Raw genomic sequence first — 24,284 nt, forward strand, 5'->3', positions numbered from 1 at the left:
TCAGAGCCTCTTCTCGACCAGGACCTCGACGCGCCGGTTGAGCGCGCGGCCCTCGCGTGTCGAGTTGTCGGCCACCGGATCGGTTTCGGCGCGGCCCTCGGACGAGATGCTCTCCTGCGGCACGCCCGCCTGCACCAGAAGCTTGGCTATGGTTTCGGCGCGGGCTTCCGACAGACGTTGGTTGCTGGCAAACGGATTGGACTTTTGCAGGCGCACATTGTCGGTATGGCCGACGACGGTGATTTTTCCGATCAGCTCCTTGTTGTCCAGGATGACCTTGGCGATCGACGCGATCAGCGGCTCGTAGCCTTCAGTCAGCGTCGGCCGCGCAGACTGGAACAGCTCGGGGTTGGAGGACTGGATGATCAGCTTGGCCAGCGAGACGCTCTCGGTGCCGCTGAGCGCAGCTTTCAGCTCGTCCGGCGCCGCGGCCTTGAATTCCGGCAGCAGCGCGAAATCGACCGGCTGCGGCGCCTCGGGCTCGGGCGCATCCTGCTTGGGCGCGGCGCGGGTAACGTCGCCGCGCGAGGCAGGCGGCAGCGTGCGCACCAGCGCGGAGAGCTCGACCGCCTGGCTGCTCAGGCCCATCGACAGGCCGATATAGGCAGCCGCGGCGACGACAATTGCGGCCAGCGCCATCACCCAGATCGGAACGATGAAACGCTGCGGCTCGTCGGAGGCGATCACGCCTTTCCAGTTCGGCGACAGCGGGGCGTCCTCGGCATCCGCATTGCGCAGGAAGCGCGCCGCCGCCACGCGCACGGCATTGAGCGAACGGTCGCCGGCGCGGCCGGGCACGCGGTACTTGCCGCGGAAGCCGAGCGCCAGGCAGTAATACTGCAGCTCCAGCATTTCGCGGTCGCGGTTGGGATGCCGCTCCAGCTCGTCAAGGCGGGTGAAGAACTGGGTGCCGGCATCGACGTCGCCGCGCAGCATCACCACCAGCGGCTGGCGCGGCCAGGCGCTGGCGCCGCCCCATGGCGTGTTGAGCGCGAGATCGTCGAGCAGCGCCGCTACCGCCCATGCGGCCTGGTCGGCGCGTTCCAGCGAGGAGCCCGCGGCGACGGAGGCGTCGCGCGCCCGCACCAGCTCGTCGAGCAGGCGCGTGCGCATCACCTCCGGGTTCTCCGGCGCGAGCGCGCTTTCGAGCTCCGGCGCGAATTCAAGCAGCGGCGCGAAGATGTTGATGAGCGTGTTGGGATGGGCGCGCGCCCGCTTGACCGGCGCTCCCGGCGCCAGCGGCGCCATCGGCCGGGGCGCGGCACCGGTCAGCCGGATGCGGGTGCGCTCGCGATCCTCCGACAGTCCGAAAGGATCATCCCGGCTCATGGCCTCACCTGTTCACCGAATAGCAGTCGACCTGCGGCTCGCTCGGCAGCACGCCGGAAACGCCGATGACGAAGCCGGGGGCGTCGAGCAGCGAGGCCCAATGCTCGCTCTTCTGGTCGAGCTCGAGGCACAGCCGGTCGCCGTCATAAGGAATCTCGCGCGGCTGCGAATGCAGCGGTTTCAGCGGTATGCCCGGCAGGCGCGACTTCCACAGGCCTTCGAACTGGTCTGCCGAGCCGACCGTCGCCTGGTTGACGAAGATCTTGCGCAGCGCATCCTCCGAAAGCTCGGAGCCGACGCGGATGACGATGCGGCTGGCGACCAGGAGCTTCGGGTTGTCGATGCGCACCTTCCAGACATTGGTCGCGTGCCGCATGACCGGCAGCGCGCGCGACTTCGGCTCGATATAGCGCAGGCTGAGGATGAGCGAACGCAAGGCGTCCGCCAGCGCCATATAGGCGGGGCCGGGCGCCATGTGGTCGTAGGCCGGCAATTCGCCGAGCCGCCTGGAGCTCGAGCCGTAGGTCGCCATCTCGCCGGCGAGGCCGGCAAGTTCGAGATAGAGCTCGGCCGGATGGAAGACGTCCTGCGCGAGCATATGGGCAAGGCGTGGCCGCGCGGCGTTGGCGAGGTGCAGCATCAAGAGGTCCTCGACGCTGCGGCCAGCCCCGCCCATCACCATCTTGCCATGCGCCTCGGCGATCTGGTCGAGGCCGGTGACGACCTCCTGCAGCAATTGCCGGTACCAGTGGACGGCGCCGGTGATCAGCGTCGGCGGCAGGAAGGTCGGGTCGAGCGAGACGCCGCCATCGGCGCGCACGCCTTTGATGTCGGCGACCGGCAGCGCAGTGTAGCCGCCGACCGATTTGCCGGGCGCCAGCAGCACCGCTTGCGGCCGGGCGAGCTCGATGTCCTCCGGATCGGCGCCGCCCTGCACGGCATCGCGCACCGGGACGATCTTGCCGTGGTAGCGCGCGCCCGTCGATGCGGCATGCGCCGGATCGAACCCGACGCCGCCGGGCGGCTCGAGCGGCAGCGCCACCAGCACCGACCCGGCGCCGGTGTCGGCGGTGACCGGCAACGGCTTGGGCGCATCCATCAGCTCCGGGATGGAGAAGGGCGTGCCGTCCGGGAAGATGCCCCGGGCGGACACGATCGACACCTGGCCGGCATCGAGCAGCGACTGGTCGAGCGTCAGCTGCTGGAAGCCGAACGTATGGAGTTGGCCGGCCTGCAAGGCGCCGCGCACCATGCCTTCGAAGAACCGGTCCTGCTGCTGGAAATGCTGGGTCCTGAGAAACAGGCCCTCCGACCACAGCACCCTGTTTGCGTCGCTCATGCTGCCACTCTCTGCACTGCCGTGGTTGTCTCGCCGTCAGGCGGAAATGCCGCCCTTGCCGAGGCCGACATTGATGGTGAACTTCGACCCCGGCGAAACCGACTTGGTCGTGCGCCAGTTGCGTCCGCCGGGTTCGCGGATCAACGCGACGAAGCCGAGCGCCGTCGCATTCGGTTCGACCGTGATGGTCTTGGCCGCGGTCTTGCCCGGCGCCACCGAGATCGTGTCCATGCCGATCAGGTCGGCCCCGAGCGCCGCGCTGGCGCCCCCCTGCAACGCGAAATAATCGGCCGAGTTGAACTTGCCGGTACTGGCAAGCCGCATCACCAGCACCGTCACCGGCCGGTCGCCGCCGCCCGGTCCCGGATTCATGCCGGCGCCGCCGGTCACGTTGACCGAGATGACCGATGGTTTCGGCGGGCCGCTCTGGCAAGCCGCAAGCAGCCCCGTGGCGCCGATGGCAATGATGAATTCGCGTCTGTCGATCATGTCCCTACTCCTCTTCATATGCATCCCTGAAGTCTGCGCCGATCTCGCCCAGGAAGCTCGATTCCGCGCTCTGGGCGATGTCGCGATGGCGTTTCTGGTAAAGCTCCCACAGCTTGGCATTGCGTCCGCCGAACAGCAGATTGCCGATCGCCGAATTGGACTTGAGTTCTTCCTCGATGACGGCTGGATCGAAACGGTCGATCATGCGCCGCAATGCCGCCTGCACGCCGCGCCAGGCGCGCACGTGATGCTGCGCCAAGTCCTTGACCGCGTCGCCGATCGCCGCCTCGCCGGAAAGGAAGCCTGGACTGCGCTCCGCGATGATGGTGACGATGACATCCTCGACCGTCGGCAGGAATTTGAGCGGGTTGACCTCGGAGGCGCCGACCATGGTCTGGGCGACGCGCGCGCTGCCCTTCTCCTCGGCGCGCTTGCGCAAAAGCTGCATCAGGCCATCGAGCATCAGCCGGTATTCACGCCCGAACTTTTCCATTTCGGCTATCGCGTCGCGTCCCGGGAAATCGGCCTCCTCGACGCCCATGCCGCGCAGGAACGCGGCGCGCAGCGCCGTGTCGTTCGGCGCCGGTTGCGTCGAACGAGATGGCCTTGGCGCGCCGACAGAGCGAGACGGCGGGGCAGGGGGGGCGGCCACCTGCGCCGGCACCTCCCATGGGCGGGTGGCCTTCGACTTCTCGGCGGGCCGCTCGTCGCGGCCGGCTGCATTGGCGCTGTTGCCGGCAGCGGGCGTCGCTGCTGGTCCGAAGCTGAAATCGTCGAAGCCGGACGGTTTCGGCGCAAGCTCGGGCGTATCGTTGCGCGATGGCATCTCGCCGAAGCCGAACGGATCCGACCGGCCGGCGGCGGGCTCGTCGCCCGAGGCCGGCGTCGCCACCGGATCGAGGCTGAACGGGTCGTCGAAGGCGGGCGAGCTGCGCTGGCTCGAGGCGCGGTCGTAAGCTCCGGGCACAGGCTGTTCGAACGGATTGGGCAGGCCGGCCGGGCGCGGTCGCTGCGGCTCTTCCTCGACCTTCGCCGAGAAGAAATCGTCGCCGCCGATGCTGGGAGGCGTGCGCGATTGCGGCGGCGACCATGCCGGTGCGGCGTTGGCGATCGGCGCCTGGCCGATCGACGTATGGCCGGCGCTGGGTTGGACCTCGACATGCAACACATAGTCGCCCAGGCGCAGCCGCATGCCGCTTTGCAGTCGTGCCGACCTGCCGGTGCCGAGAGGGTTCTCGGAATCGTCGATGAACAATCCGCTGCTCGACGTGTCAGTGACGTAATAGCCGTCGCGGCCGCCGCTGATCTTGCAGTGCGCCCGCGAGACGAACATGTCCGGATCGTCGATCTGCCAGCCGGCATCGGCGCTGCGGCCGATCACCAGCTCGCCCTCGTCCAGCCGGGCTTGCCTGACCACCTGCGAGCGCGGGCCTTGTTCCAGGGTCAGAAGCAGGCTCATGCGGCTGCCTCCGCCATTTCCGGCCGCCAGCCGACGATAGTGCGCAGCCTGAGATCGTCGGCGTCGCCCTTTTCGGCGGGGCGTGAAAGCCAGGAGGTTCGGCCGAGCTGGATGGTCCCCATCTTCGGCGCAGGCACCGCGTCGCGCGCGAGCACGATCCTGAGATCGACGTCGAGCGCTTCGCCGATCATGTCGCGCACCGCCTTCTTGAACAGGGCTAAGCGCCGTTCGCCCGGCAGGAAGGACTTGAAGTCGTCGAGGCTGAGCGGTCCGACGCGCAGCTCGATCCGGCTCTGGCGGCTGAAGACGCGCGGCCCGATCGTCGCGCCGCCGCCGAGCGACGCATAGGCCTTGCCGATGCGGCTCTGCAGCGCCATGGGGATCGTGATCCAGGCGGCGACGAATTCCTTGATCTGCACCGGCACCTTGAAGGCGGTGGCGAGAAACAGCGTCAGCCGCTCGGCGCCGTCGACCTGGTTGGCCAGCGATGCGGCCTGGCGCAGCCGCACCGTGTCGAGCTCCGGATCCTGCGTGCCGGGAAGGCCGATCCCGGCCATGGCTTCCAGCATGGCGCGTACGCGTCCGCCGACCGAACGTTCGACCTGCACCGCCGGATGCGCATCCGCCCATGCGCGGTAATAGAGCGCGATCATGCGATGCTGCAGGATGTTGACGAAGTCGACGAAGGTCGTATCGCTGGTCTGCTCGGCGTCGGCGCCGGTGAACCAGCGCTGCGAGAGCCGGTCGAGCACCCAGCGCGTCAGATGCAGCGGCATCGGCCCTTCCGGCCCGAGCAGGCCGAGATTGGCGACGGTCACCCGCGCCGGAGCCTTGTCCCTGGCGTCTTGGAATTTGACCACGTCCCTGGCCGAAAAACTCAGGCGCACATGCTGGCCGATCCTTGCCGGCTCACGGTCAGCGGTTCCGGAATGGCCGAACAGCCCGCGCCGCTGCTCCAGGCGGCGCAGCAACTCGAAGAAGTCGTACCCTTCCGAAAGCGCCTCGGCTTCGTTTGGGGCCGGCTGCGCTAGATCAGGTAGCGATTGCCGGGCGTCATCGGCCATGGCACATCCTCCTGCTTCTGCAGCAGCCGCGTACGCGTCCGCACGAAACCATTTATCCCGGCATGGCGGGCGAACAGCCGCGCAAGCAGGGCCGAAAGCAGCAGCGTGCTTTGCCCCGCCAGCACCGACTGGTCGACATGCAGCGTCACCTCTGTGCCGCGTCCGAAACACATCGGCCCGTCGATCTTGAGCCGCTCGATCACCGGGCGCGAGTCGATGCGGGTGATCGAGTGCACGTTGCGGGCAACGCTTGGATCGCCGCGATCGGCGTAGAGGTCGAGCAAGGCATGCAGCGGATCGACGCCGCGGCCTTCCTTGGCCAGGCTCAGGAAATTGAGCGAGAGCTGCGCCACCAGCCGCCAGGCGAGGTTGTCGGCACGGGATTCGCCTTCGGCGCCGGCCGGCAGCGCAGCCGGGATCGCCGGCTGCGGCGGCCGCAGCGCGCCGAGCAACCGCACCGCTTCCACGGGATCGGCGGTCTCCAGCGTCAGCGCTGGCGTGTCGTCCAGGATCGGCAGGTCGCGGTTGGTGCAGAGCGCCATGATGTCGAGCCGCTTGAGCGGCCGGTTGGGCTGGCTGCCGGCCGGCCGCGAGACAGCGAGAAAGACGTCGTCGCCCGTATAGGAGGTGCGGGTCAGGCCGTCGCGCCGCTCATCCTCCGTGGCCCGGCGCGGGCGCCGCTCCGTCGAATAGACCCAGCCGCTGCCGCGGTTCTGTCCCAGGCTGAACAGTTCGGGGATTATCGCCTCGCTGCCTTCCGCCTCGGCGTCTTCCACCCGGGTGACCCGGAATATCTCGAAGTCGCGAGCCCGCGTGCGATCGGCATGCAGCACCTGGCGCGTCCGGCGCGGATCGATCTCGATGACGTTGCACTCGCGTTCGAAGAGATTGATGATCGGCGTTGCGAACAGCTCGAAATCGGCCACCGCCACATCGGCGAGTTCCGGCACTGGACGCCGGAACAGGAAGATGATCTCCAATCCCCCATCGCACTTGCGCACCACGGGCTGCAGCCCGGCGACCCGCACATAGTGGAAGCGCTCGGGGATCATGAAATATTCGCGCAGCAGCCGGTATCCCTCGAAGGTCGGGCGGGTACGCGGCATCAGCGCTTCGTCGTCGTGGATGCCGATCATTTCGGGCTCGGGCAGCGCCGCGAGCGGATTGGTCTTGCCTTCCGCCCGTGCGCCGACGACCGAACAGGCGCCGAAGATCGCGTCGAAGATGAGCGGCGCCTTGGTGCGTCCGGCGAAATAGAGGTCGAGACGGTCGAGCGACAATTCGCTGAGCTTGCCTTTTCCGGTTCGGGCGAACGCGATGCGGAATGCCGCTTCGCCGCGCACGCCGCCGACCTGGGCGATGCCGGCGGCCGCCAGCGCGCTGCGGTCCTGGAAATAGCTGACCGAAGCGATGCCGATCGGCCACAGCGTGACCTCTTGCGCGGTGGTGAAGGTCGAGCGCGTCGACAACCCTGGATGCAGGCCCGAGACCAGCCGCGTGCCGCGCGCGACGGCGTGGCCGGCGATCATCGACTGCACCTGCTGTCCAGGTTTCAGCACGGCCATCGCGGTCGCCGGCGCCGGCGTCACCAGGTCCGGATAGAGCACGTCGAGCACGGCGCGCGAAAAGCGCGAGCGCTCCGCGTCGACCTTGAGCCGCGTGCGAGCTGCAAGAAACGCCACGCCGTCGAGCAGCCGTTCGACATAGGGATCGGGGCAGGGGACGGTGTCGAGGGAAAGGTTGCGGGCGACCGCCGGATGCATGTCGGCGAATTCCGCGGCCAGCGCCCGGATATGGGTCAGTTCTTCTTCGTAGTACTCCACGAAGACCCTATCCATCTCAGGTCTCCCGGAATTCGGTTCGCGCCAGCCCGTTGTCGAGATTGATCGTGGTGCGCAGCCGCATGCGTTCGGGCGTCGGCGTCATGATCAACACGGCGTCGATCTCGATCTTGAGGCCGACAGTCTTGTCGCCGAGCGTGACGTTGACCGTCGTGGCGCTTTCCTTGAGCCGCGGCTCGAAGGTGGCGAGCACTGCGCGGATCTCGCGTGCCAGCGCGTCGCGGTCGAAATCCCGCGATGAGCGGCCGGAGAACGACGGCACGCCATAATTGACGACACTGCGGCGCACTTCCGGAAAGTCGGCGAGCGGCGGCAATTCGTCCAGAGGCTGTTCGTGCTCGGCGTCGGAAAGCATTGGAACGGATTCAAAACGCTCGGTGTTGAACAATGCCTCGATGTCGCGCCGGACGGCTTCGCGAAGCACGCGTGCCGAAACCACCACGCCCCGGCTTTCGATCTCGGTGCGATGCTCGATCTGGAAGACCAGCCGATGCAGGCGTCGCTTCTGCTCGGCCGTCAATTCCGCGTCGGCATCGATGGCGCGCGCGCTGGCGGCGAGAAGAACCTCGACGCGTTCGGCGCCGAGTTCGTCCTCCAGCAGGCGGCGCAGCCCGTCGATCTCCGACGTCAGCCCGGGCAAGTCGTTGACGAGGCGGTCCCAGAGGGAGGGCTGGACCGCCTCGCGCTTTGCCCGGGAACTGCCGGCAAGCTGCGCCTTCGCGCCAGGCCGCTTGGCCTCACTTGCCGACATAGACGTCCATTTCGATCTCGTCGTCCTTGTTGTAGACGAACTTGATCTTCTTGTAGGCGAAGCTGACTTCTTCCTCGATCAGGTCCGCCTCGTCGGGGGCCTGCCGCATGTCGTATTCCATGACCGAAGCGTCGGTGAGCGTCACCACCAGATAGTCGCTGGTCTCGCCGTCAATGGTGCGGCGCGCCGAAAACTTCACCTCGTCGAGCGCCTTGTTCTCAAACAGGGCCTTCTTCAGATAGGGCGACGACTTGTCGTAGTGCTTGGTGAACTTGATCATCCCCATCGACACGCGCCCCCGGCGCGACAGCGAATTGGGATCGTAAGGCGCGATCATCTTGTAGTCGACGCCGTATACCTCGATCTCGTCCTCGTGGCCGTCGCGCTTGCTGGGCCCCTTGATATCCGGAACTTTCAAAAAACCATCGATCTTCACTGCCATTGTCTTTCTCCACCGCTTTCAAATGAAACAAGATGACGTTTCTGCAATTTCAGCCCTTCACCGACGGCAGTTCCGACACCAGCCGGAGCGAGGCGTTGATGCCTTCCAGCTGGTAGTGCGGACGCAGATAGAAACGGGCATTGTAGTAACCTGGCCGCCCTTCGACGCTGTCGACCTGGACCTCGGCCGCGGCAAGCGGGCGCTTGGCGCGCGCCTTGTCATCGGCAAAGGCTGGATTGGCCAGCACGTACCGGTTGATCCATTCGGTCAACCAGATCTCCATGTCGGTGCGTTCCTTGAACGAGCCGATCTTGTCGCGCGCGATCGCCTTGAGGTAGTGCGCGAAGCGCGAGACGGGGAAGAGGTAGGGCAGGTTGGCGGACAGCCGCTCGTTCGACTGCGCGTCCGGATCGACCAGGCGCCCGGCGCGCGTCTCGTCGTCCTGCAGCGAGTGAGCGCCGATGAAGGCCGCAAGGTCGGTGTTCTTGCGGTGCAGGATCGGCATCAGGCCGAGCTTGGCCAGTTCCGCCTCGCGCCGGTCGTCGATGGCGACCTCGGTCGGGCATTTCATCGCGATCGAGCCGTCGTCGGTCGGGAAGGCGTGCACCGGCAAGTTGAGCACCGTGCCGCCATTCTCGACGCCGCGGATCTGCGTGCCCCAGCCATACAGCTTGTGGCTGCGGTTGATGTTCACGCCCATCGGGAAGGCGGCATTCATCCAGACATATTTGTTGTGGTCGCCGCCCACCTCTTCCTCGAAGGTGAAGCCCTTCACCGGAACGGTCTCGGAGCCGTAGGGCAGGCGCGCCAGCACCCGCGGCATGGTGAGGCCGATATAGCGGGCGTCCTCGCTTTCGCGCAGCGACTGCCACGACGCATAGGCCGGGTTGTTCACGATCATCTGCAGGTCCTGCGGATTGGGCAGTTCCTGCCAGCTGTCCATGCGGAACAGCCGCGGCGAGGCGGCGGCGATGAACGGCGTGTGCGCCGAGGCGCAGACGCCGGAAATGTTGCGCAGCAGGCCGACGTCGCGTGGGTGGTTCGAGAACTCGTAGGCGCCGATGATGCAGCCGATCGGCTCGCCGCCCAGCATCGAATACTCGTCTGTGTAGACCTTCTTGAAGATCGGGCTCTGGTCCCACATCTGGCCTTCATAGTCTTCCAGCGTGTCGGCCAGCTGCTCCTTGGAGATGTTCATCACCCGGATCTTCAGCTTGGTGTCCGTCTCGGTGTTGTTGATCAGGTACCAGAGGCCGCGCCACGTGCCTTCCATCTCACGCACTTCCGGCGCATGCAGGATCTCGTTGACCTGCGTCGTCAGCATCTTGTCGATGCCGGCGATCAGCGACTTGATCGACTTGATCGCGTTGGACGAGATGGTTGTGGTCTCGGAGCGCGACTGCGCGGCCAAGGCCAGGTTGCGTACCAGTTGCTGCAGCTTCTCGCTGTCGTCCTTCTTGACCTTGAAATCCTTTTCAAGGAGGCCGCTGAATTCGCCGAGATCGATGGCTTCCGCCTCGGCGGTGGCGGCTGCGGTCTTTTGCTGTTCGGCCATGACTTACTCCTCGCCCTTGCCGTCATCCATCGCCTGGCTGGCGATCTTGCTCAGCAGCGGCTCGTTGTTCAGAAGCTGCGCGATGCGCTTTTCGGCGTCGACGCGGCCGTCCATGAAGCCCAGCAACTCCTCGAGCTGACGGCGCATCTTCAGGATCTCGGCCAGTTGCGGCACCTGCTCGGCGACCTTGTCCGGCGCGAAGTCGCCCATCTTGGAGAAGGTGAGGTCGACGGCGAGCTCTTCGTCCCGTTCCTGGCCCTCGGCCTGCGGCAGGGTGTTCTTCACCCTGGCCTTCACGCGCGGCCCCATCGCCTCCATGAACTTCGGGAAGCGGTTGGCGTCGGTTTCGACGAAGTTGCGGTCGAGCACCGACTTCGACGCTTCCTTGGTTTGCGAGGCGCCCGAAAGATCGGCCATCACGGCCATCACGAACGGCAGTTCGATCGTCGTCGGGCTGCCGTAGGTTTCGACGTCGTAGGCGATCTGCACGCGCGGCGCGCGGTTTCTTTCGATGACCTTCGCTTTGCTCTCTGCTGGCATGCTTTTCTACCTTTCATCCTTCTGGGCCGGCTTCTTGGGATCGGGGACACCGGCAAGCTGCCGGAACTCCTTCAGCCCCGACGGGGCGAGATCTTCCATCAGTTCCACGAAATCCATGTGCACCATCCGGCGCACGCGCCGGGCGAGATGCGGGATGGGGCTGGAGGGTTCGGTGCGGTCGTAGAAGGCGACGACGAGGTCGAGGCATTTGACGACTTCGTCGCGCGAGCTGATCCGGTCCGGCAGGCCGGCGCTCGCTTCCACGGGACTTGCCACACTTGCCATCGTCTCGGCTCCATGACCGTTGCGGGCGGGCATTGCTGGTTCCGCCGCTGCCTGCGGAGCGGGCTTCGCGGCACCGTTCGCCGCGGCGCCGGCACCGGAATTCCGCTCCAGCGTCGTCAGCAAACGCTGCAGGAACTTCTTCAATTCCGGGACGGTGGCGCCATGGCCTTCGATACGGGCGTTGAGCGCGGCGTCCACCGCGTCGAGGGCGGCGATCGCGGCACGCGCATCGGCCAAAAGCGACGTCATCGCCTCGCCGGCTTGATCGATCTGGGCCGCGCATCCGGCGCGCACCCGGTTCAGCAGCTGGTTGTGCGCGCTTGCCAATGCCGCCTTTTCGGCGGCGTTGAGCCCCGATGCCGCTTCCTGCAGCATGACGCGCTCGTCGAGCGCGCCCTGTTCCAGATCGCGTCCGCTGATCGGCCCGACCTGGCGCGGCGAAAAGAAAATGGTTCCGCGCAGGCTGGCCAGCAGGCCGTTCTGGGCGTTCTGGAGATCGAGCAGCGCATTGATGCGGCGCAGGGCGGCCTCGCGCGGCGACGCGTTTGCCCGCAAGGCCGGATGCATCGTCTCCCAATGCTGGTCGAAGGTTCCGGCGATGAGCGTCAGGCCCTGGGCGAGGCCGGCCAGCCCGTCCTCGCTGGCCAAGGCCCGCGTGACGATGACCAGCAGGCGCAGGTCCCGGCCACGGGAGCGCAGCTCTTCGGCCTCTTCGAGCACCGCCGCCCAGTCGACCGGACTGGATTGCGATGTGGGCTTGCCATTGCCGTCGTGGACAACTTTTAGCTGAGGTTCGGTCAGGCGCTCCAGCTCATGAAAAGCCGGGTCGTTGCGCAAGTCCTCTCCCGACGGATTCTCACCGTTCAGAGGATTCAGCCAGAGTGCGAGATCAATCACACCAACCCCCAGCCAGCGGCCCTGAGACCCTATGTGACGTTACGTTATCACCGGCCTCACGCAACGACAATTGAGCACCTGCGCAAAAACTAACGGAAGCTAAACGCGACCGTTCTCTTCGGGCCAAACCCATTGCGCGATTACCGGACCCGGTATGTGAAATGGCTCGCATAGCCGGGACGGCAATCCGGTGTTTGTTGCAGCGAGTTTGCAAGGCTTGTGTAACCGGGCGGTGCCGCCCGGATGGATTCAAAACACCCTATCCTCGCTCGGCTTTGTCAAGCAGCCGCTTATATGGCAGGGTACGGGTCGGCAGGTTGCGGGAGCAGGTTCAATGGAACAGCGCCGGTCATCGCAGAGCTTCAAGCGTAAGGAACTGGTCGCCAAGCTCAACGCCACGGGGGTGCGCGCCTTCAAGGCCGCGGCCGACACGGCCAAGCTGCGCGGCAATCCCTATGTCGAGCTTGTCCATTTCATCCAGCAACTGGTGCTGTCCGAGCGCTCGGATGTGCAGATGATCGTCGCCGATGCCGGGCTGGATGTCAGCCGGCTGACGGCGGACATGACCCGTGCCATCGACAAGCTGCCCTACGGCGCCACCTCGGTGGAGGAATTCTCCGACCACATCTTCCACGCCATCCAGGAAGGCTGGAACCTGGCGACGCTGGAGTTCGGCGTCGAAGAGGTGCGCAGTGCCCATATCCTGCTTGCCTGCCTCAAGACGCCGGTGCTGGAAGGGCTGGTCTCGAAGATCAGTGCCGAGTTCGACAAGATCGACGCGGACGGCGTCATTTCCCGCTTCGCCGATGTCGCCGAGGGCTCGCTCGAAGCCGGCTCACCTCCTGCCACGGCAGCCGCCGAGACGCCGATGAAGCGCGGGCCGGGCGGGGATTCGGCGCTTGCGAAATACGCCACCGACCTCACCCAGCGCGCCCGCGACGGCAAGATCGATCCCGTGGTCGGCCGCGATCCGGAGATCAGGCAGATCGTCGATATCCTGATGCGACGCCGGCAAAACAACCCGATCCTCACCGGCGAGGCGGGCGTCGGCAAGACGGCGGCGGTCGAGGGATTTGCGCTGCGTATCGCCCAGGGTGACGTGCCGCCGACATTGCAGAACGTCAGCGTGCGCATGCTCGATGTCGGGTTGATGCAGGCGGGCGCCAGCGTCAAGGGCGAGTTCGAGAAGCGGCTGAAGGCCGTCATCGACGAGGTCCAGGCCTCCGAGGTCCCGATCATCCTGTTTATCGACGAAGCGCATACGTTGATCGGCGCCGGCGGCGCGGCCGGCACAGGCGACGCGGCCAATCTGTTGAAACCGGCCTTGGCGCGCGGCGAGCTTCGCACCATCGCGGCCACGACCTGGGCCGAATACAAGCAGCACATCGAGAAGGACCCGGCGCTCACCCGTCGCTTCCAGGTGGTCAAGATCGACGAGCCCTCGGAAGCGGTGGCCGTGCTGATGCTGCGCGGCGTCGCCGGCGTGCTGGAGCAGCACCACAAGGTGCAGATCCTGGACGAGGCGATCGAGTCGGCGGTCTCGCTGTCGCATCGTTATATTCCGGCCAGGCAGCTGCCGGACAAGGCCGTCAGCCTGCTCGACACCGCCTGCGCTCGCGTCGCGGTCTCGCAGCACGCGACGCCGGCCGAGGTCGAGGATATCCTGCGCCGCCGCCAGGCGCTGGAGGTCGAGAGCGGCATCATCGGCCGCGAGGCGGCGATCGGCATCGACGTCGCCGACCGGCAGGCCCGCGTCGATGCCGGGCTGGCGGAAACCGAGACCAGTCTGGCGGCTGCCCAGGCGCGGTGGGACCGGGAAAAGGCGCTGGTCGCCGAGATACTCGACCTGCGCGCAGAATTGCGTGGCGAGGGTGTTCCGCTCGACGAGGCGGCCGAGGACAGCGCCGCGGAGACGGAGAGCGCGGAGAGCGCGGCAAAGGCGCCCGAGCAAAGGGCCCCCGAGAACAAGACTGGCGAGGGCAAGGCTGGCGACGGCAAGGTTGCCGAGGCCAAGAAGGCCAAGTCCTCGAAAGCCAAGGCGGCCAAGGCCGCGAAGGCTGAAACGGCTTCCGCCGAGCCGGCGGATGAAGCCGCCGCTAACCTCGCGCGGCTGCGCGAACTGATGGCCGAGCTTGCCGCCGCGCAAGGCGAGACACCGCTCATCCTGCCGTCGGTCGACCGCAACGCGATCGCCGCCGTGGTGCAGGATTGGACCGGCATCCCGACGGGACGGATGCTCTCCAGTCAGACCGAAAAAGCGCTCAAGCTTGCAGCGACCCTGTCCGAGCGCGTGGTCGGCCAGGACCACGCGATGGAGATGATCGCCAGGCGCGTGCAGACCAGCCGCGCCGGCCTCGGCGCGCCGGAAAAGCCGGTCGGCGTGTTCCTGCTGTGCGGCCCATCCGGCGTCGGCAAGACCGAAACCGCTTTGGCGCTCGCCGAGACGCTTTACGGCGGCGAGCAGAATCTCATCTCGATCAACATGTCGGAGTTCCAGGAAGCACACACCGTCTCGACGCTCAAGGGCGCGCCGCCCGGTTATGTCGGCTACGGCAAGGGCGGCATCCTGACCGAGGCGGTGCGCAGGAAACCCTATTCGGTGATCCTGCTCGACGAGGTCGAAAAGGCGCATCCGGACGTGCACGAGATCTTCTTCCAGGTCTTCGACAAGGGCATGATGGACGACAGCGAGGGCCGCCGGATCGACTTCAAGAACACGCTGATCCTGCTCACCTCGAATGTCGGTTCCGACGTCATCATGGACCGCACGAAGAGCGGCACGGTCCGCACCGGCATCGACGATCTCGACACTGCGCTGCGCGCCCCGCTGCTGAAGGTCTTCCCGGCCGCGTTCCTCGGCCGCGTCGTGACCATTCCCTACTATCCGCTGTCGGACGCGATGATCGAGGCGATCGCCCGCCACCAGTTCGGCAAGATCGCCAAGCGGCTCAAGGCCACCAACGACGCCGAGCTGGTGATCGGCGACGGCGTGATGGACCTGGTCAAGGCGCGCTGCACCGAGATCGAATCCGGCGGCCGCATGATCGACGCCATCCTCACCAACACGCTGCTGCCGGAATTGAGCCGCGGCGTGCTCAACCGCTCGCTCGAAGGCAAGAAGATGGCGAAAGTCACAGTCGGCGCGTCGCCGGAAGGATTCACCTACTCGTTCGAATAGGCCTCCACGGTAGGGAGGTGGATGCCGGCGCGCAGCGAGTTGGAGAGCGCGAAGCGGTTGATCGGCTCCTTCGCGGCGATGGAGGTCACGAACAGCACACGCGGCTCCATTTCTTCTCGCGCATTGAAGGCAGCACCGCCCTCACGATATCCATCGCGCTCATGAACGGGCCGTCGAAGGCGGCGCGCCATTGCTCGATCATGATCTCGTCGAAGGGTGTTGCTCCAATGAGTGTGCCGGCGCTTGTCGGACCAAAAACCCCAAAATCTGTGAAACGCGCTGGAGCGCGTCATACGCTTTGAATGGACACAGGTGTACATTCGCGTTAAATGTGCACTTGGCGCTGCTTGGGAGTGTTCGGCGACCAACGGCAAGGCAGCTATTTCAAGGGGCGTTTCGGTTGTATGAGCTCAAGCTGAAGACATGGCGGCCAGGCCCTTGCGGCGGGGCAAAGCTTCCGACCTGCGACGAAGGTCCGGCCGTATGACCAGGCATTATTCGGCGCTTTCGCTCTTCAAGGAAGGCCTCGCCGGCCAGACCGGTTGGGACAAGGCCTGGCGCTCGCCGGAGCCGAAGCCGCGCTACGACGCCATCATCATCGGCGGCGGCGGCCATGGTCTCGCCACCGCCTATTACCTTGCGAAGAATCATGGCGTCACCAACGTCGCGCTCCTGGAGAAGGGCTGGATCGGCGGTGGCAACACCGGCCGCAACACCACCGTGGTGCGCTCCAATTACTTCTATCCTGAAAGCGCGGCGATCTACGGGCTGGCCCACAGCCTCTACAAGACGCTTTCGACGGACCTGAACTACAATGTGATGTTTTCCGCGCGCGGCATCCTCACCCTCGCGCACAGCGAAGCGGCAATGGAAACCGCCGCACGGTCGGTCAACGCCATCCAGGTCAACGGCATCGATTGCGAGCTGTTCTCGATCGAGGACGTGCGTCGCGTCGTGCCGATCTACAATTTCAGCCCGGACACACGCTTCCCCGTCTATGGCGGCACCTGGCAGCCGAGCGGCGGCACCGCTCGTCACGACGCCGTCGCCTGGGGTTATGCGCGCGCCGCGAGTCGTCTCGGCGTCGACATCATCCAGAATTGCGAGATCACCGACTTCATCATCGAAGACGGGCGCTGCCGCGGCGTCGTCACCTCGCGCGGCGCGATCCGGGCCGAGCGCACGGGCATGGCGGTCGCCGGCCATTCGTCGGTGCTGGCGGCGAAGGCGGGATTCCGGCTGCCGGTCAATTCCTACGCGCTGCAGGCCTGCGTGTCCGAACCGGTCAAACCGATCATCGATACGGTGGTGATCTCGCCGGACACGGGCGTCTATGTCAGCCAGTCGGACAAGGGCGAACTGGTGATCGGCGGCGCGCTCGACCGCATCCCATCATACGGCCAGCGCGGCAATCTGCCGGTGCTGGAAAGCGTGATCGCCGGCATGCTCGACATGTTCCCGGTCTTCGGCCAGTTGAAGATGATGCGGCAATGGGCCGGCATCGTCGACGTGGTCCCGGATTCCTCGCCCATCATCGGCGAGTCGCCGCTGCCCGGGCTTTTCCTCAATTGCGGCTGGGGCACGGGTGGGTTCAAGGCGATACCCGCCGGCGGCACCCTGCTTGCCCATCTGCTTGCCACCGGCAGGCATCACGACATCAGCCGGCCCTTCGATCTCGACCGCTTCGCCCGCGGCCGCCTGGTCGACGAGGCCGCCGGCTCCGGCATTGCCCATTGAAGGTCTAGAAGAAGATGCAGCTCTTTCCCTGCCCGTTCTGCGGGCCGCGCGAAGAAAGCGAGTTTCACTATGGCGGCGAGGCCGGCAATCTGAGGCCCGACGGCCGCGATGTGACCGCCGAGCGCTGGGCCGGCTATCTCCACATGCGCGACAATCCGAAGGGGCCGACCCGCGAGATCTGGGTGCATCTGACCTGCGGCGAGTTCTTCGCGATGAGCCGCGACAGCGTCAACCACAAGGTGTCGGGCTCTTCCGTGCTCGGCGAAGCGGAGCACGGCGCATGAGTGCTTCGCGTCTCACCACCGGCGGCAGCGACATCGACCGCGCTCGTCCGCTGAGCTTCACCTTCGACGGCAGGCGCGTCGAGGGTTTTGCAGGCGACACGATCGCGTCGGCCTTGCTGGCGAGCGGCCAGGCCGTGGTCGGCCGCAGCTTCAAATACCATCGGCCGCGCGGCGTCTGGGGCTCCGGCGTCGAGGATCCCAACGCGCTGGTCGATGTCGAGAGCGCGGTCGGCCGCGTGCCGAATGCGCGCGCGACGACCGTGCAAGCCGTCGAGGGCATCAAGGTCAGGAGCGTCAACGCTTCTCCGACGGCGGAGACCGACCGCAACGCCGTTCTGGATCGCTTCGCCCGCTTCCTGCCCGCCGCCTTCTACTACAAGACCTTCATGTGGCCGGACTGGCACCTGTTCGAGCCGCGCATCCGCGCCATGGCCGGGCTTGGCATCGTCGACAGCGACTGGAAGCCGCGCCAGGTCTCCGATCAGGTCAACCACCACTGCGACGTGCTGGTGGTCGGCGCCGGGCCCGCCGGCCTTGCCGCGGCAGCCAGCGCGGCGGCGGCCGGACACTCGGTCGTCCTGGTCGACGACAGGACGCATCCAGGCGGATCGCTGCGCCACCGCGCCGGCGAAGTCGATGGCCTCGACGGCAAGGCGTGGGTCGAGACGGTGGTTGCCAGGCTGAAGAGCGGTGGCCAGCTCGTGCTGAGCGATACGACCGCCTTCGGCCTTTATGACCACAATCTGGTCGCGCTCAACCAGCGGCACTCCGACGGTCGGCCGGACACGCTGTGGCGCGTGCGGCCTCGTCGCATCGTGCTGGCGACAGGCGCGATCGAACGGCCTGTTCCGTTTGCCAACAACGACCTGCCGGGAATCCTATCCGCCGATGCGGCGCTCAGCTATCTGCGCCGGCATGGCGTGCTTGTCGGTCGCGAAATCGTGGTCGCGACCAACAACGACAGCGCCTATGAGCCTGCCTCGGCGTTGGCCGCGGCCGGCGCTTCCGTGACGGTGGTCGATTGCCGGCGCGAGGGCGGCGCGCAAGCGGGAACCGGCGTTCGCGTTCTGGCGGGGCGCATGGTGGCGGTGGCGCGCGGGCGCAACGCCGTCCAGGGTGTCCTGCTGGACGACGGTACGACGCTTGCTGCCGATTGCGTTCTCGTCTCGGGCGGCTGGACACCCACCGTGCATCTGTTCTCGCAGGCGAAGGGCAAGCTCGCCTGGAACGACCAACTGGCGGCTTTCATCCCCGGCGAAGCCATCGAAGGGATTGGCGTCGCTGGCGCCGTGGCCGGCGCGGTCTCGCTTTCCGAAGCCTTGGCCAGCGGCGTGGCGGCCGTTGATGCGTTCGGTTCCTCTTCGCCCGCGCCTCGCGGCTCGGGAGCGGAAGCCACGCTCGGCGTCGTCAGCCTGTGGCCGAAACCCAAGGCCAAGGGCCGCGTCTGGATCGACTACCAGAGCGACGTTACCGCCAAGGACGTCGAGCTTGCGGCGCGGGAGAACTTCGTCTCGGTCGAGCACCTGAAGCGCTACACCACGCTCGGCATGGCGACCGACCAGGGCAAGACTTCGAACCTGAACGGTCTGGCGCTGCTGGCGGATATCACCGGGCGCGGCATTCCGGAGGTCGGCACCACGACCTACCGGCCGCCATTCACGCCTGTCCCGTTCGCCAGCCTGGTTGGTTCGCGCCGGGGCAGCATGCACAATCCGGTCCGCCGCCTGCCGCTGGAGGCAAACCATCGCGCCGCAGGCGGGGTGTTCCAGGAATATGGCGGTTGGCTGAGGCCCGCCTATTATGGCGGCGGCGAAGCCCACGCCTCGATCCAGGAGGAGGCGCGGCGCGCCCGGCAGTCGGTCGCGCTCTTCGACGGCTCGACGCTGGGCAAGATCGAGGTGATCGGCCCCCGCGCGGCCGAGTTCGTCGACTTCATCTATTACAACACCATGTCGACCCTGAAGCCGGGCCATTGCCGCTACGGCTTCATGCTGTCGGAAAACGGCGTCGTCTTCGACGATGGCGTGCTGGTCCGCCTGGACGAGCATCGCTTCATCGTCTCCTGCTCGTCGTCGCATGTCGCCGCGGTCCACGCGCGCCTCGAAGAATGGCGGCAGGATCGTTTCGGCCGCGATGCGGTCTATATCCACAACGCCACCGCGCAATACGCCACCTTGACCGTTTCGGGTCCGAACGCGCGCCAGGTCGTGGAAGCGCTCGATCTGGGTGCAACACTTGACGATGCCAGCCTGCCGCATATGGGAGTAGCCGTTGGCCGTTTCGCCGGCAACGAGGTGCGCATCGCCAGGGTCTCCTTCACCGGCGACCGCAGCTACGAAATCTCCATCCGCGCCGATCGGGCGGAGGTGCTGTGGGCCAGGATGCAGCAGGAGGGCCGCGCCTTCGACGCCGTGCTGCTCGGGCTTGAATCGCTGATGATCCTGCGCGCCGAGAAGGGCTACATCGTCATCGGCAAGGACACCGACGGAACCACCATGCCGCACGATCTGGGCGTCGCCGGACCGCGGACCAAACGCGCCAGCGAGTTCGTCGGCCGGCGCTCGCTTTTCACGGAAGCGGGCAACAGCACGGACCGCAATCAACTCGTTGGCCTGGCTGTCCGCGAAGGCGAGGCGCCGCTGGCGACCGGCGCGTATGGGGTGGAGAAGCGCGAGGGCCGGCCCAAAAGCATCGGCTTCGTCACCTCCAGCTATCAGAGCCCGACCCTGGGACGCCCTGTCGCGCTGGCGCTCATCGAACGCGGCGCGGCGCGGCATGGCGAAACGATCGACATTCAACATCTGGGCGTCGTGCGGCAGGCAACGATCGTCGCGCCTTGCGCCTTCGATCCGGAAGGGAGGCGGCTCCATGCATAACCTTGCCGAAAAGTGGCCGGCACCGCTCGAGTGGGCCACCGCCACGCTTAGCAAAGGCAGCGTCAGCGTGCGAACGCTTGGCGGGCTGAACCAGCTTCTGGTCAGCGGCGACCTTGCGGCCTGGTCGAAGGCTTCGGGGCTTGCCGGCGAAGGCGTCGGAGCCGGCGCAATTGCCAGCGGCGACACATACATGGTGCGGATCGCGCGCGACCGGCTCCTTGCGGTTGGCGAACAGCCGTTCCCCATTGCGGCCGGCTGGCACGCGGCCGGTTTCGCGGTCACGGTCATGGATGCCGGATTGCACGTGTTCGAGATCGAGGGGCTGGACATGGAACGCCTGATCGCCAGGGGCACGGCGCTCGATCCAGGAGCGGCAAGCCCCTCGGCTTCGATCCTTTTTGCCGGCGTCGGCGTTCTCTTCTACCGGTTCGGCAAATCCGATCGGGCGCGCCTCCATGTCGACCGGGGTCTTGCTCCGTATCTTTGGCAATGGCTCGAACGGGCGCAAGTATTGTAGCGGGAATGGTTTCGGGTCTATCTAGCCGGCGTTCAATCTTGGCCGGTCCGCTATGCTCTCCGATTCCAGTGCTGATGAAGTCGTGCGGCGGTCCGGTCTGATCGGCAACACCAAGGTGACGCGCGAGGACTGGATGAACCTCGCGCTGGAGACATTGATCTCCGAGGGCGTCGAGGCGGTGCGCGTGCTTGCGCTCGGGCAGAAGCTGAATGTCTCCCGTTCCAGTTTCTACTGGTACTTCAAGAGCCGTCAGGACCTGCTCGACCAGCTGCTGGATTACTGGCGCAACAACAACACCCGTTTCATCGTCGAGCAGGCCGGCCGGCCGGCCGCGTCGATCACGCAGGCCGTGCTCAATATCTTTGAGTGCTGGCTCGACGAATCGCTCTTCAATCCGCGGCTGGACTTCGCCGTGCGCGCCTGGTCGCGCCAGTCCGCCGACGTGCACCGGGTCGTGACCGAGGAGGACGACGCGCGCGTCGAAGCCATCCGGGCGATGTTTTCACGCCATGGCTACGAAGCCACGGAAGCGTTCGTGCGCGCGCGCGTGCTTTACTTCACGCAGATCGGCTATTACTCGCTAGAGATCGTCGAGCCGGTAAGCAACCGTCTCTTCCTGACGCCGGCTTATTTGCTCACGCATACGGGCGAAGCGCCTCGCGAAGGCGAGGTGGAGGCCTTCGCCAAAAAAATGCTGCCGAGGCGTCCTGGCTGAGCAGTCCCGCCATCCGCGATCAATGGTCAGGAGCAGCCCTGTCGACTATATAGGCGTTTTCAGCCTGATCGTCGTTCCGTGACCCCTGCCATCCGTCTGCAAGCCGCCCTCGAACTTATGCATGAAGTCGATAGTGCTCCGCGCCCCGCGGATGCTGTCGTCTCGGCCTGGTTTCGCGCCCGCCGTTACATCGGCGACAAGGACCGTGGTTATATCCTGGAGGTGCACTATGCGCTCCTGCGGCACCATGCACGGCTCGGCTGGTGGCTGGCGAGACACGGGCGCGAGGATGTGCCCCGCAAGCGGCTGCTCGCATGGCTGGCGCTGAAGGAAGGCAAGACGCCTGATCAGATCGAACGCTTGTTCAATGGCGCGAAATTCGCGCCCGCCATGCTGACGGATCACGAGCACGCGCTGCTGGTCAAATTGCAGGGATCCACGATCGACCATCCCGGCATGCCGGAAGAGGTGCGCCTCGAATGTCCGTCCTGGGCGGTCGATCCGTTGCGGCGCCGTTTCAGGGAAGCGTTTGGGCAAGAGATGGCAGCGCATCTGACGCCGGCGCCGCTCGACTTGCGCGTCAATCCGATCAAGTCGACGCGCGAGGCCATGCTTGGCGCGTTGAGAGATCACGGCTTGCGGGCACAGGCGTCAGCCATGGCTCCCTACGGCATTCGCGTGGATGAACGCCCCTCGCTGGCCAGCCTGCCGATGCTCAGAACCGGTGAGGTCGAGATCCAGGATGAGGGCTCGCAGCTCGTCGCCATGCTGGTCGATGCCCGGCCGGGCGAGCGCGTGGTCGATTTCTGCGCCGGAGCCGGCGGCAAGACGCTGGCCATCGCCGCGCAGATGAACAACAAGGGCCATATTGTCGCCTGCGATGTGATGGACGGCCGCTTGAAGCGAGGCGCCGAGCGCTTTCGCCGGGCAGGACTGCACAATATCGAGACCCGGTTCCTAGCCAGCGAGACTGACCGCTGGGTCAAGCGCCACAAGGGTGGTTTCGATCGCGTGCTGGTCGATGCGCCATGCAGCGGCACCGGCACGTGGCGACGCAATCCCGACGCACGCTGGCGCGCGCCGGAGGAGCAGGGCCTGGACAGTCTCGTGTCGCTGCAAGCCCGGATCCTGGCCAGCGCGGCGCGTCTGGTGAAGCCTGGCGGACGGCTGGTCTACGCGACATGCTCCATGTTGTCGGAGGAGAATGAGGAGCAGGTGGCCGCTTTCCTGGCGGCGCATCCCGCTTTTCGCGCCGTGCCGCTCAACGAGGCCGCGCCGCAACTGACGAATTCAGCCCATTCCGACTACCTGTCGCTGACGCCCGCGCGCAACGGCACCGACGGCTTCTTCGCCGCCGTCATGCAGCGAGAAGGTCCACGCCCAGGCGGGCCGCCCACAGCCATTCGCGATCCATTTCCTGAATGACCCACCCGAATGGGGCCAATAGCGGGCCGGCAGCTTGAGGTATAAATAGCCAGAGACGATGAGGCACGCCGCTTGCTTACCAGCGAACTGACCCAAGGCAGTCAGGCGCAAGTCGATCGGTCCGCGAAGTCTTCAGACAGCTGCCACCGGCATCGCAACCAGGACAGAGCCGCCTTCCACCTTTGCAGGATAGGTTCGCAGATTTATGCAGGGCGGTAGGCGCGTGGCCGCGCCGGTGCGGTAGTCGAAGGCGCCAGCATGTTTCGGGCATTCGACCTCGTAGTCCATGACCAGCCCATCGGCGATATGGACGGCCTCATGCGTGCACAGGCCGTCAGTGCAGAACACCTCGTCGTTGGGCGAGCGGAAGACGGCGTAGGTCCGGCCTTTATGGTCGAAACGTCGGGCTCCCTCCTGTTCGATGTCATTGAGGCCGCAAGCCCTGATCCAATCGGTCATTTTTCCCATCCGTAAAATTCGATCGCGGCGCACCTCCGCATAGCCTTCATAGCCGCCCGGAGGCCCCGCAAGCGGCTGTGCGTGCAGATGTCATTTGATGGCCGCCGCATTGGCGCGGGCCTTCTTCTTCTCGTAGCGGGCGTCCATGCGCGCGGCGGCTTCCTTGCTGCCGTCGTGGAAGGTGCCGAACCAGCGGTCGAACGGGATGAGGCCGTCGCCGTAATTCACCTCGAAATGCTTGTGGTGGAGGTAGTGGATATAGGCGTGGCTATCGACCGACGTGTCTTCCGTAAGCTCGATCTTGTCGAAGCCGACATGGCCGGGAATGGCGCCGAAGCCGGCATAATGGAGCTGGTAGAGCGCCAAGAGCGGGTTCGACGGGATGATCAGGTGCCAGAAAGCGACGCCAAGATAGCCGAGCTGCTCCACCGGGTGCATCGACAGCGACGACCAGGGCGACGGGTTGACCGAATTGTGGTGCACCGAATGCACCCATTTGTAGAGCGGACCCCAATGGATCGCCCGGTGCAGCAGGAAGAAATGCGTTTCGTGGATGATCGGCACCACCAGCGCCAGGCAGAACAGGTAGACCGGATGCTCCGCGAAGGTCAGCCACGGCACATAGCCATTGGCGTAAGCGTAGAGGATCGCCACCTCGATCGCCGTCCAGATCGGCATGCCGGTGCCGAAGGTGCGCAGCATGTTGTCGATGTTTTGGTTCTGGAAGAAGAAGGCCTTGTTCTTCTGTTCCGAGGGCCATTTGCCGTTGTATTTGAAACGGTTGCCCTGGGCTCTCAAAATGTACAGTCGAAGCTCGAAGGCGCCGAAGAAGACGAGCAGCGCCACGCAGTTGACGATGAACAGGCGCAGGATCCAGCCGGCGGAGAGCGTCTTCATCACCTCGACGTCGGGCAGCACGAAGCGCCACCATGCCACCGCCGAGACGGCGAAAAGCAGATTATAGGGCAGGAGATAGCTCGGCAGCCATTTCAGCACCGCCAGCGGACGCGGCGGGAAGACGAACAGCGGCGCGGTGCCGGCCGGTTCGTTAGGAGCCCAGTCGCCCCTTTTGTTGCGTGTGCCGAATTGCAGGTCATCCATG

General features: G+C 65.9%; 21 protein-coding genes. 7 read left to right on the forward strand and 14 right to left on the reverse strand.

Translation table 11 applies throughout. The annotated features are described in order from the left end of the window. From tssL to tssA, 11 genes are read right to left on the reverse strand one after another with little or no spacing between them, the layout of a single operon-like run. Complete coding sequence (gene tssL / locus RFM52_RS26965) at positions 1–1,329, reverse strand: type VI secretion system protein TssL, long form (protein WP_320298729.1); 1,329 nt, start codon at positions 1,327–1,329, stop codon at positions 1–3. 4 nt (positions 1,330–1,333) lie between these two features. Beyond that, positions 1,334–2,668, reverse strand: coding sequence for a type VI secretion system baseplate subunit TssK (gene tssK, locus RFM52_RS26970; RefSeq protein WP_320298730.1), 1,335 nt, complete (start codon positions 2,666–2,668; stop codon positions 1,334–1,336). 36 nt (positions 2,669–2,704) lie between these two features. Then, complete coding sequence (gene tssJ / locus RFM52_RS26975; protein ID WP_320298731.1) at positions 2,705–3,157, reverse strand: type VI secretion system lipoprotein TssJ; 453 nt, start codon at positions 3,155–3,157, stop codon at positions 2,705–2,707. A gap of 4 nt (positions 3,158–3,161) precedes the next feature. Further along, positions 3,162–4,616, reverse strand: a complete 1,455-nt coding sequence (gene tagH, locus RFM52_RS26980) for a type VI secretion system-associated FHA domain protein TagH (protein ID WP_320298732.1) — start codon at positions 4,614–4,616, stop codon at positions 3,162–3,164. Beyond that, the gene (tssG, locus tag RFM52_RS26985) at positions 4,613–5,680 is read right to left on the reverse strand and encodes a type VI secretion system baseplate subunit TssG (RefSeq protein WP_320298733.1); all 1,068 of its coding nucleotides are present in this window, start codon (positions 5,678–5,680) and stop codon (positions 4,613–4,615) included. The genes tagH and tssG overlap by 4 nt, the downstream gene beginning before the upstream one ends. Beyond that, positions 5,644–7,518, reverse strand: coding sequence for a type VI secretion system baseplate subunit TssF (gene tssF, locus RFM52_RS26990; protein WP_320298734.1), 1,875 nt, complete (start codon positions 7,516–7,518; stop codon positions 5,644–5,646). Before tssF ends, tssG begins: the two co-directional genes overlap by 37 nt. Before the next feature lies 1 nt (position 7,519). After that, positions 7,520–8,272, reverse strand: coding sequence for a type VI secretion system baseplate subunit TssE (gene tssE, locus RFM52_RS26995; RefSeq protein WP_320298735.1), 753 nt, complete (start codon positions 8,270–8,272; stop codon positions 7,520–7,522). After that, complete coding sequence (locus RFM52_RS27000) at positions 8,259–8,714, reverse strand: Hcp family type VI secretion system effector (RefSeq protein ID WP_320298736.1); 456 nt, start codon at positions 8,712–8,714, stop codon at positions 8,259–8,261. Before RFM52_RS27000 ends, tssE begins: the two co-directional genes overlap by 14 nt. Positions 8,715–8,763: 49 nt before the next feature. Beyond that, entirely contained in the window at positions 8,764–10,269 is a 1,506-nt protein-coding gene (tssC, locus tag RFM52_RS27005; RefSeq protein WP_010910844.1) for a type VI secretion system contractile sheath large subunit, read from the reverse strand. Positions 10,270–10,272: 3 nt separating this feature from the next. Beyond that, entirely contained in the window at positions 10,273–10,809 is a 537-nt protein-coding gene (gene tssB, locus RFM52_RS27010; RefSeq protein ID WP_320298737.1) for a type VI secretion system contractile sheath small subunit, read from the reverse strand. Between the two features lie 6 nt (positions 10,810–10,815). Further along, complete coding sequence (gene tssA, locus RFM52_RS27015; protein ID WP_320298738.1) at positions 10,816–11,991, reverse strand: type VI secretion system protein TssA; 1,176 nt, start codon at positions 11,989–11,991, stop codon at positions 10,816–10,818. A 334-nt stretch (positions 11,992–12,325) separates the two neighbouring features. Between tssA and RFM52_RS27020 the strand changes: the two genes are divergently transcribed. After that, entirely contained in the window at positions 12,326–15,169 is a 2,844-nt protein-coding gene (locus RFM52_RS27020) for a type VI secretion system ATPase TssH (protein WP_320298739.1), read from the forward strand. On the opposite strand, the gene RFM52_RS27025 is transcribed toward RFM52_RS27020, so the two are convergent. Beyond that, a complete protein-coding gene (locus RFM52_RS27025) occupies positions 15,154–15,279 on the reverse strand; it encodes a hypothetical protein (protein WP_320298740.1) in 126 nt (41 codons plus the stop codon). The genes RFM52_RS27020 and RFM52_RS27025 overlap by 16 nt on opposite strands. A 373-nt stretch (positions 15,280–15,652) precedes the next feature. Here RFM52_RS27025 and RFM52_RS27030 point away from each other — a divergent pair, with 373 nt between their 5' ends. From RFM52_RS27030 to RFM52_RS27055, 6 genes are all read left to right on the forward strand, one after another. After that, positions 15,653–16,906, forward strand: a complete 1,254-nt coding sequence (locus tag RFM52_RS27030) for a sarcosine oxidase subunit beta family protein (protein WP_320298741.1) — start codon at positions 15,653–15,655, stop codon at positions 16,904–16,906. A 14-nt stretch (positions 16,907–16,920) separates the two neighbouring features. Next, positions 16,921–17,190, forward strand: a complete 270-nt coding sequence (locus RFM52_RS27035) for a sarcosine oxidase subunit delta (RefSeq protein WP_320298742.1) — start codon at positions 16,921–16,923, stop codon at positions 17,188–17,190. Further along, positions 17,187–20,066 (forward strand): sarcosine oxidase subunit alpha family protein, encoded by a 2,880-nt coding sequence (locus RFM52_RS27040; RefSeq protein WP_320298743.1) that lies wholly within the window; start codon positions 17,187–17,189, stop codon positions 20,064–20,066. The genes RFM52_RS27035 and RFM52_RS27040 overlap by 4 nt, the downstream gene beginning before the upstream one ends. Further along, positions 20,059–20,583 (forward strand): hypothetical protein, encoded by a 525-nt coding sequence (locus RFM52_RS27045; protein WP_320298744.1) that lies wholly within the window; start codon positions 20,059–20,061, stop codon positions 20,581–20,583. Before RFM52_RS27040 ends, RFM52_RS27045 begins: the two co-directional genes overlap by 8 nt. 52 nt (positions 20,584–20,635) lie before the next feature. Next, positions 20,636–21,298 (forward strand): TetR/AcrR family transcriptional regulator, encoded by a 663-nt coding sequence (locus tag RFM52_RS27050; RefSeq protein ID WP_320298745.1) that lies wholly within the window; start codon positions 20,636–20,638, stop codon positions 21,296–21,298. Between the two features lie 78 nt (positions 21,299–21,376). After that, positions 21,377–22,723 carry an RsmB/NOP family class I SAM-dependent RNA methyltransferase gene (locus tag RFM52_RS27055; RefSeq protein WP_320327884.1) on the forward strand — a complete coding sequence of 449 codons (1,347 nt, stop codon included), beginning with the start codon at positions 21,377–21,379 and terminating at the stop codon, positions 22,721–22,723. Positions 22,724–22,855: 132 nt separating this feature from the next. On the opposite strand, the gene RFM52_RS27060 is transcribed toward RFM52_RS27055, so the two are convergent. Both RFM52_RS27060 and RFM52_RS27065 read right to left on the reverse strand, forming a co-directional pair. Continuing rightward, positions 22,856–23,182: a MocE family 2Fe-2S type ferredoxin gene (locus tag RFM52_RS27060; protein WP_320298747.1), complete on the reverse strand. Its 327-nt coding sequence runs from the start codon at positions 23,180–23,182 to the stop codon at positions 22,856–22,858. Between the two features lie 90 nt (positions 23,183–23,272). After that, on the reverse strand, positions 23,273–24,283 hold the full coding sequence (locus RFM52_RS27065) for a sterol desaturase family protein (protein WP_320298748.1): 1,011 nt from the start codon (positions 24,281–24,283) through the stop codon (positions 23,273–23,275). Between the last annotated feature and the right edge of the window lies 1 nt (position 24,284).

The organism is Mesorhizobium humile, assembly GCF_033977215.1.
Lineage (GTDB): Bacteria > Pseudomonadota > Alphaproteobacteria > Rhizobiales > Rhizobiaceae > Mesorhizobium > Mesorhizobium humile.

Excerpts from the sequence above, each read along its gene's own strand:
- tssL (WP_320298729.1), bottom strand. The coding sequence starts at position 1,329 with ATGAGCCGGGATGATCCTTTCGGACTGTCGGAGGATCGCGAGCGCACC.
- tssK (WP_320298730.1), bottom strand. The coding sequence starts at position 2,668 with ATGAGCGACGCAAACAGGGTGCTGTGGTCGGAGGGCCTGTTTCTCAGG.
- tssJ (WP_320298731.1), bottom strand. The coding sequence starts at position 3,157 with ATGATCGACAGACGCGAATTCATCATTGCCATCGGCGCCACGGGGCTG.
- tagH (WP_320298732.1), bottom strand. The coding sequence starts at position 4,616 with ATGAGCCTGCTTCTGACCCTGGAACAAGGCCCGCGCTCGCAGGTGGTC.
- tssG (WP_320298733.1), bottom strand. The coding sequence starts at position 5,680 with ATGGCCGATGACGCCCGGCAATCGCTACCTGATCTAGCGCAGCCGGCC.
- tssF (WP_320298734.1), bottom strand. The coding sequence starts at position 7,518 with ATGGATAGGGTCTTCGTGGAGTACTACGAAGAAGAACTGACCCATATC.
- tssE (WP_320298735.1), bottom strand. The coding sequence starts at position 8,272 with ATGTCGGCAAGTGAGGCCAAGCGGCCTGGCGCGAAGGCGCAGCTTGCC.
- RFM52_RS27000 (WP_320298736.1), bottom strand. The coding sequence starts at position 8,714 with ATGGCAGTGAAGATCGATGGTTTTTTGAAAGTTCCGGATATCAAGGGG.
- tssC (WP_010910844.1), bottom strand. The coding sequence starts at position 10,269 with ATGGCCGAACAGCAAAAGACCGCAGCCGCCACCGCCGAGGCGGAAGCC.
- tssB (WP_320298737.1), bottom strand. The coding sequence starts at position 10,809 with ATGCCAGCAGAGAGCAAAGCGAAGGTCATCGAAAGAAACCGCGCGCCG.
- RFM52_RS27020 (WP_320298739.1), top strand. The coding sequence starts at position 12,326 with ATGGAACAGCGCCGGTCATCGCAGAGCTTCAAGCGTAAGGAACTGGTC.
- RFM52_RS27025 (WP_320298740.1), bottom strand. The coding sequence starts at position 15,279 with ATGGAGCCGCGTGTGCTGTTCGTGACCTCCATCGCCGCGAAGGAGCCG.
- RFM52_RS27030 (WP_320298741.1), top strand. The coding sequence starts at position 15,653 with ATGACCAGGCATTATTCGGCGCTTTCGCTCTTCAAGGAAGGCCTCGCC.
- RFM52_RS27035 (WP_320298742.1), top strand. The coding sequence starts at position 16,921 with ATGCAGCTCTTTCCCTGCCCGTTCTGCGGGCCGCGCGAAGAAAGCGAG.
- RFM52_RS27040 (WP_320298743.1), top strand. The coding sequence starts at position 17,187 with ATGAGTGCTTCGCGTCTCACCACCGGCGGCAGCGACATCGACCGCGCT.
- RFM52_RS27045 (WP_320298744.1), top strand. The coding sequence starts at position 20,059 with ATGCATAACCTTGCCGAAAAGTGGCCGGCACCGCTCGAGTGGGCCACC.
- RFM52_RS27050 (WP_320298745.1), top strand. The coding sequence starts at position 20,636 with ATGCTCTCCGATTCCAGTGCTGATGAAGTCGTGCGGCGGTCCGGTCTG.
- RFM52_RS27060 (WP_320298747.1), bottom strand. The coding sequence starts at position 23,182 with ATGACCGATTGGATCAGGGCTTGCGGCCTCAATGACATCGAACAGGAG.
- RFM52_RS27065 (WP_320298748.1), bottom strand. The coding sequence starts at position 24,283 with ATGGATGACCTGCAATTCGGCACACGCAACAAAAGGGGCGACTGGGCT.